The sequence below is a fragment of the Actinoalloteichus fjordicus genome (genome assembly GCF_001941625.1).
Classification (GTDB): Bacteria; Actinomycetota; Actinomycetes; order Mycobacteriales; family Pseudonocardiaceae; genus Actinoalloteichus_A; species Actinoalloteichus_A fjordicus.
Window position 1 is genome coordinate 5,663,391 of record NZ_CP016076.1, and the last position, 10,338, is coordinate 5,673,728.

Annotated in this window: 11 protein-coding genes; 8 read left to right on the top strand and 3 right to left on the bottom strand. The window is 71.0% G+C overall.

Annotated features, from left to right (window positions below; translation table 11 throughout):
* Nucleotides 1-166: 166 nt before the first annotated feature.
* The 8 genes from UA74_RS24090 (at nt 167) to UA74_RS24125 (ending at nt 7,332) form a co-directional block, all read left to right on the top strand.
* Nucleotides 167-955, top strand: coding sequence for a nucleoside phosphorylase (locus tag UA74_RS24090; RefSeq protein ID WP_083683570.1), 789 nt, complete (start codon nt 167-169; stop codon nt 953-955).
* Nucleotides 952-1,989 carry a dihydroorotate dehydrogenase gene (locus tag UA74_RS24095; RefSeq protein ID WP_083683571.1) on the top strand — a complete coding sequence of 346 codons (1,038 nt, stop codon included), beginning with the start codon at nt 952-954 and terminating at the stop codon, nt 1,987-1,989. Before UA74_RS24090 ends, UA74_RS24095 begins: the two co-directional genes overlap by 4 nt.
* Nucleotides 1,986-2,789 carry an IclR family transcriptional regulator gene (locus UA74_RS24100; RefSeq protein WP_083683573.1) on the top strand — a complete coding sequence of 268 codons (804 nt, stop codon included), beginning with the start codon at nt 1,986-1,988 and terminating at the stop codon, nt 2,787-2,789. Before UA74_RS24095 ends, UA74_RS24100 begins: the two co-directional genes overlap by 4 nt.
* Nucleotides 2,786-3,349, top strand: coding sequence for a hypothetical protein (locus tag UA74_RS24105; protein WP_075742286.1), 564 nt, complete (start codon nt 2,786-2,788; stop codon nt 3,347-3,349). Before UA74_RS24100 ends, UA74_RS24105 begins: the two co-directional genes overlap by 4 nt.
* 65 nt (nt 3,350-3,414) lie before the next feature.
* Nucleotides 3,415-3,861 (top strand): hypothetical protein, encoded by a 447-nt coding sequence (locus UA74_RS24110; RefSeq protein WP_075742287.1) that lies wholly within the window; start codon nt 3,415-3,417, stop codon nt 3,859-3,861.
* 38 nt (nt 3,862-3,899) lie between these two features.
* Nucleotides 3,900-5,204, top strand: a complete 1,305-nt coding sequence (locus tag UA74_RS24115) for a Zn-dependent hydrolase (RefSeq protein WP_075766328.1) — start codon at nt 3,900-3,902, stop codon at nt 5,202-5,204.
* Entirely contained in the window at nt 5,201-6,064 is an 864-nt protein-coding gene (locus UA74_RS24120) for an iron-sulfur cluster-binding protein (RefSeq protein WP_075765532.1), read from the top strand. Before UA74_RS24115 ends, UA74_RS24120 begins: the two co-directional genes overlap by 4 nt.
* Complete coding sequence (locus UA74_RS24125; protein WP_075765534.1) at nt 6,061-7,332, top strand: dihydroorotase; 1,272 nt, start codon at nt 6,061-6,063, stop codon at nt 7,330-7,332. Before UA74_RS24120 ends, UA74_RS24125 begins: the two co-directional genes overlap by 4 nt.
* Before the next feature lie 318 nt (nt 7,333-7,650).
* Here UA74_RS24125 and UA74_RS34135 read toward each other — a convergent pair whose 3' ends face one another.
* From UA74_RS34135 to UA74_RS32395, 3 genes are all read right to left on the bottom strand, one after another.
* On the bottom strand, nt 7,651-8,973 hold the full coding sequence (locus UA74_RS34135; protein WP_157442319.1) for a hypothetical protein: 1,323 nt from the start codon (nt 8,971-8,973) through the stop codon (nt 7,651-7,653).
* 80 nt (nt 8,974-9,053) lie between these two features.
* Complete coding sequence (locus UA74_RS24135; RefSeq protein WP_198042848.1) at nt 9,054-9,674, bottom strand: DUF3558 domain-containing protein; 621 nt, start codon at nt 9,672-9,674, stop codon at nt 9,054-9,056.
* A gap of 28 nt (nt 9,675-9,702) precedes the next feature.
* Nucleotides 9,703-10,116, bottom strand: coding sequence for a hypothetical protein (locus tag UA74_RS32395; protein ID WP_157442320.1), 414 nt, complete (start codon nt 10,114-10,116; stop codon nt 9,703-9,705).
* Nucleotides 10,117-10,338: the final 222 nt, after the last annotated feature.

A 10,338-nucleotide genomic window follows, 5' to 3' on the forward strand; every position in this document is an offset into this window, starting at 1 on the left:
CGTGAGGTGGATCTCCGACATACTCGCGACGTCTTGGCTGATCAGAGCGGAATGTATGCGATCCGTCACGGAGAAGAACGAGTCGGGAGCGGTTGACTCCAGACCTCGACCACCCGCAGACTGTGCGATCTGAACAATGCTCTTCCATCTGACGGAAGGATGACCGGTGACTCGGAGTGCCGCTGATCCCTGGCTGAACGGCAGGCCCCCGCACCTCCCGATCTCCTCGGAGGAGGGCCTGCCCGCGATCTGTCTGCTTCCGGGCGACCCGGCTCGAGTGGACCGCGCCGGTCAGGTGCTCGACGACTTCCGGCTGCTCGGCCAGAACCGGGAGTTCCGCCTCGGTGTCGGCCGCGTCGGCGCCGTCGAGGTCGCGGTGTGCTCGACCGGCATCGGCGGACCGTCGACCGAGATCGCGCTCGTCGAGCTGGCCAGGCTGGGCGTCCACACCGTCATCCGGACCGGCGGCATGGGCGCGCTCGCCGCGCACATCGCCCCCGGCGACCTGTGCGTGGTGACCACGGCGGTACGGGACGGCGGCGCCGCCGCGTGCTACGCCGATCCGGCCACGCCCGCACAGTCCTCGCCCGAGGTGAGCGCGGCGCTGCGCGCCGCCGCGGCCTCCGCAGGGGAGACCCCGCACGACATCGGCGTGATCTCCTGCGACTCCTACTACGTCGGCGAGGGCAGGCCCGTCCCCGGCCTGGAAGGTCGAGCCGCCGCCCGGCTGGCCGAGATCGAGTCCCGGTCGGTGGACGGCATGGACATGGAGTGCGAGACGGTGCTCGTCGTCGGCGCCGCACTCGGACTCCGGGTCGGCGGCATCCTCGTCGCCCATGCCTCCCGAGCCACCGACCAGTGGCTGGAGGACTACGAGCCCGCGCAGCTCCGGATGCTGCGCGTCGCCGTGACCGCAGCAGGCGAGCTGGGCCGGGCTCCGACGGAGGCCCGATGAGTGCTTCCCCCGCACACGTCCTGCCCGATGAGGACGGCGTCGCCGGGCACCACGGCGACGCGCGCGACCGGTTCTTCGCCGATGCCGCTGCGCTCGACGTCGACATGTCGGTGGACCTCGGGCCGCTGCGGCTGCGCAATCCGGTCATGCCCGCCTCCGGCTGCTTCGGCCCCGAACTCGCGCCGCTGGTCCCGATGCACGAGGTCGGCGCAAGCGTCACCAAGACGGTCTTCTCCGGGCGGCGTGGCGGGAACCCGGCCCACCGACTCACCGAGACCAGCACGGGGATGATCAACAGCGTCGGCATCCCCAGCCTGGGCACCCCGACGTTCCTCCGCGACGTGCTGCCCCGGTACCGGGCGCTCGGCGTGCCCGTCGTGGTCAGTCTCGGCGGCCTGACGGTCGCGGAGTACCTGACCGTGGCGGAGGAGCTGACCGACGCGGAGGGCGACACGGGAACGGCGGAGCCGCCCGGCCGGTTCGAGGCCGTCGAGGTGAACGTCTCCTGCCCGAACCTGGAGGGCGGCGGCCTGGAGATCGGGACCGATCCGGCGACGGTCGCCGCGGTGGTCGCCGGAGTCGTGGCCCGCGTCGACGTGCCCGTGCTGGTCAAGCTGACCCCGATGGTGTCCTCCATCGAGGAGGTGGCCCGCGCCGCCGAGGAGGCAGGCGCGGCCGGGCTGACCGTCGCCAACTCCTTTCCCGGCATGGTCCTCGACCGACACACCCGACGTCCCGTGCTCGGCAACCGGGTCGGCGGCGTGTCCGGACCGGCCGTGAAGCCCCTCGCACTCCGGCTCGCCTGGACCGCGGCACAGGCCGTCGACATCCCCGTCATCGGCTGCGGCGGCATCGAGACGGCCCACGACGCCCTCGACTTCCTCGAAGTGGGCGCCGCAGCCGTCCAGATCGGCACCGCTCACTTCACGAAGCCCTACATCATGGTGGAGATCATCCGTGAGCTCGCCGCCATGACCAGGGCGGCGGGCGCGACACGGCTCACCGACTACGTCCAAGGACTGGGGCGCAGATGACCGCCGACAAGCCCATGCAGGTCGTCGTGAGAGCACTCGACGTACTCACGTCGCTCACCGAATCGGACCGAGGGAAGACCCTCCAAGACCTGCACGAGGAGCTGGGCATCCCGCTGGGCAGCCTGCACCGGCTGCTCGCGACGCTGGTGGATCGGTACTTCGTCAGCCGATCGCCCGTGAACAAGCGGTACTTCCTCGGCCCGGCCGCACGGAAGCTGGGCGGCTTCGCCGCAGGCGGCGGAAGCAGCCTGGTCGCGCCGCCGCCCGCACTGGCCTCGGCGGCGGCCGAGAGCGGCGAGACCGTCTTCGCCACCGAGATGATCGGACGGGAACCGGTGTGCGTCGCGCTGGTGGAGGCCCGCCACCCGCTCCGGCTGTTCGTCCGCATCGGCCAGGAGATGCCACTGCACGCGGCGGCGGCGAGCCGATCGATCCTCGCCTTCCTGCCGGAGGACCTCGTTCGATCCTTACTGGAGTCGACCACCCTGACCGGCTTCACCACCGACACCCCGCGCACCGTCGACGAGGTGATGGCCCACCTGAAGACGGTGCGGGCACAGGGGTACGACGTCTGCTCCGACGAACTCGATCGGAACGTGTGGGCGGTGGCCGCTCCGGTGATCGCCGCCGACCAGACGGTCACATCCAGCGTCACCCTGGCGGCGGCGTCCTCCCGGATGACCAGTCCGTTGGCCAGGACCCGCGCCATCGAGATCACCCTGCGCACGGCCAGGGAGCTGTCGCTCGGCCTCGGCTGGTCGGACGAGGAGGCACTGGCTATGGAGAGAGGACGGCAATGAGCACCCGAACGGCACCGGACGCCCCGACCCGCGTCGCCATCGGACCTGCCGGGTCCGGCGCAGGCGCGCACGGCGGATCAGACGGGCTCGACCTGACCGAACTCCGGGCAGACCTGCTCGCCACGGCCGTCGTCCCGGGCCCCACCCCGGAGCAGACCCTGGCCCGCACCCTCGACGACCCCGGCTGGGTGGTCCGGCCCTCGCTGCTGCGCCGCGCCGCCGAGGTGCTGGCGCGCGAGCTGCCCCGATCCGTCGATCGCGTCATCGCCCCGCGACCGGCGGACGCCGCACTGGCCACGGCCGTCTCGCTGCACACCGGTCTCCCCTTCGCGGTGCTGGGCACGGGGGCGGCGATCGGTTCGCCGACGTCGACCGGCACCGAGCAGGCGCCATCGGCCGCCGACGCGCCTGTCGTGATCCTCGGCGAGGTGCACGGGCTCGAGACCGTCGCGCTGATCGGAGCGGTCCCCGCCCCCGCGAGGTTCGAACTGGAGAGCTGGGTCGCCCGGCAGCGCCTCACCGTCGCGCGCTGGTCGACCCTCCTCCACGCGCTGAGCTGACCGCGAGAACCGCCCGTATCGCGATCCCCACCACAGATCGCGCCGCCGTACGAGGGAGAGAACCGATGAACAGTCCCATCCCACGCGCCGACGTCGTGGCCGCGGCGCGCGAGCTGATCGACACCGCCGAGGATCAGACCGGCGCCACGCTGGACCTCTCGCGCTCGCCCGCCGCAGCCGAGCGGCTCGGCCGGATCGCGGCCGCCGAACTGCGCAGCCACGCGGTGGACCTCGTCGTCGCCTGGGACGACGCCCGCGACGCCGTGCTGAGCCACATCGCGGCGCGGGAACTCGGCGTGGCGCGGGTGACGGTGTACGAGGATCTCGGCCAGGTGATCGTCGCGGCGCACCGTCTGCACGGGGCACGACTCGGCGTGGTGTTCGCGACCGAGGACGATCGACACGATCTGGGACCGCTCACCGCGATCACGACCCGCGGCGGCGGCGAGGTCGTCGCGACCGTGGTCGCCGTCCGGTCCGACGAGCTGGCCGCAGCATCGGAGCGGTCGTGACCCCCGTCGGGCCGCCTGCCACGGCGGCCGTCGAAGCAGTGAGCGAGCCGACCGGCACGCCTCGTCGCCTGGCCCCCCGAGCCGATCGTATTCGCGCCGACCTCGAGCATTTCGCGACGCTGAGCGAGCCGGGACCTGGCGTGACCAGGCTGGCCTTCACGGAGCTGGAACGGGCGGCGCACCGGTACGCCGCCGAGGAACTGGCGGCGCTGGGCTGCCGGGTGCACACCGACGTCGCAGGCAACACGATCGCCGAGCTGCCGGGCTCCGTGGCCGGGGCGCCTGCGATCGGCAGCGGGTCCCACCTGGACAGCGTCCCGTCGGGCGGGCGCTTCGACGGCATCGCGGGCGTGGTCGCCGCCGTGGAGGTGGCCCGGCTGCTGGCCGAATCCGACATCCGACTCCGTCACCCCTATCGCGTGGTCGTCTTCGCCGCCGAGGAGGGCGCCCGCTTCGGCCAGGCCTGCACCGGCAGCCGCATCGTCGCCGGGCTGACCGACTCGGCCGACCTCGATCGGCTCACCGATCACGAGGGGACCACGATGGCCGAGGCGATGCGCTCGGTCGGGCTGGCCCCGGACCGCGCCGGCGAGGCCCGGTGGGACGCCGCCGACTGGCTGGCCTTCCTCGAACTGCACATCGAGCAGGGCAGCGTGCTGGAGTCCTCGGACCTGCCGTTGGGGATCGTCGACGTGATCTCCGGCAGCACCCGGCTGGAGATCACGCTGAGCGGGGTGGCCTCGCACACCGGCGGAACGCCGATGCACCTGCGGTCGGACGCCCTCGCGGCGGCCGCCGAACTGGTGCTGGCGGCGGAGTCGTTGGCCTGGGACTCCCGGCATCACGGCACCAGGGCCACGGTCGGACGGCTGACGGTGCTGCCGGGCGCGCTGACGACCATCCCCGGCTCGGTCGTCCTCGGCGTGGACGTCCGCGACGTCGACAGCGTCCGGCAACGGGCCACCGTCCGCGAGTTCCTCGACCATGCGGCGGGTGTGGCCGTCCGGCGCGGCGTCGGCTTCTCGCATCGTCTGCTGGCCGACACCTCCCCCGTCGTCCTGCCCGCCGGGCTGCGGGCGCAGCTCATCGGCGCGGCGGAGCGCACCGGGACGGCGTATCGCGTCATGCCCAGCGGGGCCAGCCACGACAGCCAGATGGTCAACCGCGTCGTGCCTGCCGGGATGCTCTTCGTGCCGAGCCGCGACGGTCTCAGTCACACCCCCGCCGAGTGGACGTCGGTGGAGCAGATCGTCGAGGGCACCGCCGTACTCGCCGAGGCGGTCCTCGGCATGGACTCGGCAGACGGCCTCGAACCAGGACCCGCCCAGGACGGCGGATCATGACGGGCCCCGTGACCCCCCGGGGAATCGTGGACCGGATCGCGGCCCTGCCCGAGGCGACGCGGCCGACGCCGACCTGGGACGAGTGCGCGGTGCTGCGCCACGAGCATCTCGGGGACGCGCATCACCGGCTGGTCCTCCGCTCTCCGACGATCTCCGAACGCACTCGGGCGGGCCAGTTCGTGATGGTCACGATCCCGGCAGGGGTGGCGGCCCGCTCGGTGCTGCCCAGGCCGATGGCCGTCCATCGCAGACGGGCATCCGACGACTCCTTCGAGATCGTCTACCGGGCGGGCGGCGCGGGCACGCGGGCGCTGACCGCCGTCCGCCCCGGCGAGTCGCTGCTGATCACCGGCCCGCTGGGGCAGGGCTTCACGCTGTCGCCGGAGACGGATCGACTGCTCGTGGTCGGACGCGGCATCGGCGTCTGCTCGATCATGACGGTGGTCGAGGACGCGGTGCGACACGAGGTCGCGGTGACCGGCGTCCTCAGCGCCAGGACCGAGGAGGCCCTGGTGGGCGGCGCGGACCTGGCGGAGCTCGGCGTCACCGAGGCGGTCACCGTGACGGACGAGGCGGGGACGAGCGACGTCGACCGCCTGGCGAGGAGACTGCGCACGCTGCTCGACGAGCGCCCTCCGCAGCAGATCATGGTCTGTGGATCGGATCGGCTCGCGCGGCTCTGCGGCGAGCTGGCGGCCCGCTGGGGCTCGACGGTGCAGGTCTCCCTGGAGGCGCACATGGCCTGCGGACTGGGCTACTGCCACGGCTGCGCGAGCGCCGCAGCCACCACCGAGGGCGAGAGCCCGCTCATCTGCGCCGACGGCCCGGTCTTCGCGCTGACCGACGGGGAGCGGACGTGACGAGCCTGCGACTACGTCGAGTACGGCCGTTGGGCGGCCCCGCCGTGGACGTCGAGGTCACCGCCGGGCGGATCAGCGCGATCGGGGAGCCGTCGACGGGCCCGCTGGGGGCCGGGGAGATCGACGGTCGGGACGCGGTGCTGCTGCCCGGCCTGGTCGACCTGCACACCCACCTCCGAGAGCCGGGCGGGGAGGACGCCGAGACCGTCCGCTCCGGTACGGCGTCCGCAGCGGCGGGCGGCTTCACCGACGTGTTCGCCATGGCCAACACCTCGCCGGTCACCGACACCGTCGCCCGCGTTGAGCAGCTCGCCGACCTCGCCGACGGCGCCTCGACCAGGGTGCACCCGGTCGCCGCCGTGACGGTCGGGCTTAACGGCGAACGGCTCACCGACCTGGCGGCACTGCGAGCCGCAGGCGTGCGGATGTTCTCCGACGACGGCCGCTGCGTCGACAACACGCGTCTGGTCGATCAGGCCCTGCGACGGCTCGGGCCGCTGGGCGGTGTCCTGGCCCAGCACGCCCAGAGCGAGGCGCTGGCGGCAGGCGGCCAGATCGATGCGAGCATCGCGGGCGCGCTCGGGCTGACCCCGTGGCCGATGGTCGCCGAGGACGTCGTGGTGGCCAGGGACGTCCTGCTGGCGATGGAGCATGACGCACCGCTGCACGTCTGCCATGTCTCCTCCCCCGGCACTCTCGCGGTGCTGGACTGGGCACGGCGACGCGGCGCCCGCGTCACGGCCGAGGTGACGCCCCACCACCTGCTGCTCGACACGGACGCCTGCGCCACCGCCGACCCCTCGGTGAAGGTCAATCCGCCGCTACGCCCGCCCGCCGTGCCGCCGCTGTTGCGGCAGGCACTCCGCGAGGGCGTCATCGACGTCGTCGCCACCGATCACGCTCCCCATCCCGACCATCGCAAGCGTGGTACGTGGGCGGCGGCGGCCTTCGGCCTGACCGGTCTGGAGACCGCGTTGGCCGTGGTCGCCGAGGTGTTCACCGAGAAGTCCGGAGTGGACTGGACGGGCGTCGCCCGCGTCCTCTCGCACCGACCCGCTGTCATCGGCGACATCGCCGACCGCGCGGGCCGCCCGCCTGCCGTGGGCGAAACCGCGAGCTTCTGCCTGGTCGCCTCGGACACGCCGTGGGAAGTGCGGGCGGACGAGACACGCAGCGCCTCCCGGAACTCTCCGTTCATCGGCCGCGTCTTCGCGCACCGGGTGACGTTGACGGTCTGTGCGGGGCGAATCACCTTCTCGGCCGACTGAACCCACCGCGAGGCTTCAGCCGTCCGGGGCGGACGACAGGCCGGATTCCGACCCTGCGGGCGGAGTCTCGGCGAGGTCACGCCCGCCTCGGACTTGCGCGGCTGCGGCGGCACCGCAGGCGCTGCCGCCGCGAGGTCGACACGCCTCACGGGACGGCGTCCCGCCGACCACCAGGCGAGCCAGACCGGCGTCCGGCGAGGAGACGGCCTCCGACGATCCTGCGCGCACCGAACGAGGAAGGCGGTCTCGGTGCCGCAGGGCGCGAGTCGTCACCCGGCGGCCGCCCGACGATCTGCGGCTACGGTGTCCGGCTGTCTCTCAGGCGCCGAAGACCGGCGGGGCCACCTTGCGGTCGTCACCGAAGACATCGGCGTCCTCCAGCAGATAGTCCGCGCGCTGGTGTTCCTTGTCTTCCTCGCCGTCGCCGCCACGCCCACCCGCGCCGCCGCCTGCCATGCCCGCACCGCCTGCCGCACCGCCGCCTGCCGGGCCGAACCCGCCGCCGGGCAGTCGGCCACCCGAGGAACCGCCGACACCGCTCGGCCCGCCAGGACCGAAACCACCGCCGGGACTACCGGGACCACCAGGCCCGAAACCAGCACCCGGGCCGAAACCACCCGGCATCCGCCCCCCGTTGAGGCCACCGGGCACCCTGCCGCCGGGGCCCCCGCCCGGGCCGAAACCGCCAGGCCGGCCGCCAGGAGGCCCACCAGGTCCACCCGCTCGTCCGCCACCCGGAACTCCAGGACCGCCGAACCCGCCACCCGGGGCGAAACCGCCTTGACCAGGCGGTGGTCCACCGGGTGGGTAGCCGCCGGGATGGGGAAGGTTGCCGCCGGGTGCGACGGGAACGCTCGGGCCGCCGCCAGGGGCGTTCGAATCCGTGCCGATGCCCGGCGCGGGCGCCGGTCCGTATCCGCCGGGCCGTGATCCACCGCCATTGGAACCGTCGGGGCCGGCGATGCCTCCCGAGCCGCCGCCGAAGCCGGAGCCGCTGCCGCCGGAGCCGCCAGAACCATCAGGTCCAGCGGGGAGCGCGTTGTTCGGCGACGTCCAGCCACCACCCGGCCCGCCGTCGTTCCCACCCCCAGGAGAACTCGGGCTCAGCGACGGATCGCCGTTCTCCAGCGGAGTCGCGATCGCATCACTGCCCAATGCGTAGTCGGCAGGCGGCGGCGGAGCGAAGGCCGGGATGCTCTGCAGACGCGCGTTGGACTCGTCCTGGTAGGCGGACATCGCCTGGCGAGCGACTCGGTTCTCCTCCTCATAGACGTCGACCCGATCGGAGTGTCCGGTCCATTCGGAAGGCAGGAAACTCTCGAAACCCTCCTTGGCGGGCGGTCCGGCAGCGGGGTTCTCCGGTGTGTCCCAGCGGACGCTCCGGTGGGCGAGGCCTTGCACCGAGACGGTGCTGCCGATCGCCAATGCCTGTTCCCGCGCCTGTCGGGTGTACTCGGCGAGCGGCGTGACCGCAGCCTGTGAGGCATCGGCGGCCGTCCCGGTGTGGGCGGCGGCCGCCTTCTTGATCGCCGTGTCGAGGTACTCCCCGATCCGATCGAAGTCGGCGGCTACATCACTCCACTGGCGGAACAATTCGCCGAAATCACCGCCATTTCCAGGAGCGTCGAGCTGCTGCCTCAACTGGTGCGCAGTTCGACTCTCAAAATTGACATCTGTTGTCTCTAGACGCTCCGCAGGCCCATCCATCAATCCACCTCCACTCACGCATCCGGAAGTTCTGGAACAACGGCTTCAGCTAGACGAAATGCCTGGTCGCAAGAATCTAGATCATCTGGCTGATCCGGACCGCGCGACGACCGGAACGAGATGTACTGCGAGTCAGACAGACCAACGTGCACATCACAGATAGAGGAGTCGTCCGACCCGCCGATCGTGGCCTGCACCCCAGGATTTCCGCCGACCGAGAACTCGGTAAAATCAGAGAAGAGTTCTTCCTGGTCGTAAAACAAGGATAGACCGCCACGATCGTCCCTGACGTTCACACTGACCCCAGCAAGCGAATCATCCAGCGGGGCCCAGCGGCACGCCTCATAGCCCTCGGCCTCGTCACGCCGCCCCGAAGGATCGAATCCGGCAGTAGCAGCAGCAGCGGGGGAGACGAGTTCACAGACGTCCAAACCAGTGGCATCCTTCGGATCCCGCACCACAGGAACAGAGGGGTCAGCAGACTGTCCCGACACATCAGGCTCAGTCGCGCCGGTCTCATCGGCCGCACTCGTGACAGCCGGCGATGCCGAGCCACCACTTTCCACACTACAGGCACTTAGTATCAGAAAATACAGTCCCACCAAGGAAAGCCGTCGCAACGAAGTGATATTCATCCGACTCCCATTCGGATCAAGTAATTCATTAGACCGCAGTCTGCCTATTGCCGTCACGGCGTCCATTATGCGCCGCCTGCCGCTCCCAATATCCAGTAGCCTGGGGCACCTCGGACGCAGAAAGGTCGTAATCCGGGAGCTGATTGACGTCCTCTAGTTCCAGGTAGTCGGCAAGCATTCTTTTAAATTTCGCACGTGTTTCAGAGATGGCGTCCGTCAGCCCTCGCCCGGTAGCCGCAAGAGAACCGACAGTCGGGTCATCGGCAAGTCGATTCAGTTGCACGGCAGCGTTATCACTTACCTCGTCGACGCCATTGCCAGGCCTGATCAGCGCCATATCTCGACTTCGCTCCAGCAGTGCCTGCGCCGCAATGTACGCCGCTTCCAGGTCTGCGATTGCCTGAGGCAGCTTCTCTGGGTCGAGCTCGTATGCGTCAGTCACGTCCACCCCATGCACACACTGTCGACGGCCCCGCCCGTCGATCTCACCGTGAGCCATAGCCTAGTCACCCGGGGCACAGCGTGTCTCTCGGTTGAGCGGGTGACCTGGCGAAGGAAGCGTAGATCACCTTCTCTGTAGCCGAGTTCACCCCGAACCAGGCGACACCGCACTACCACGACCCCGGCCAGCATCCGCGCTCCATCAGAGTCCAGTCGGGACAGA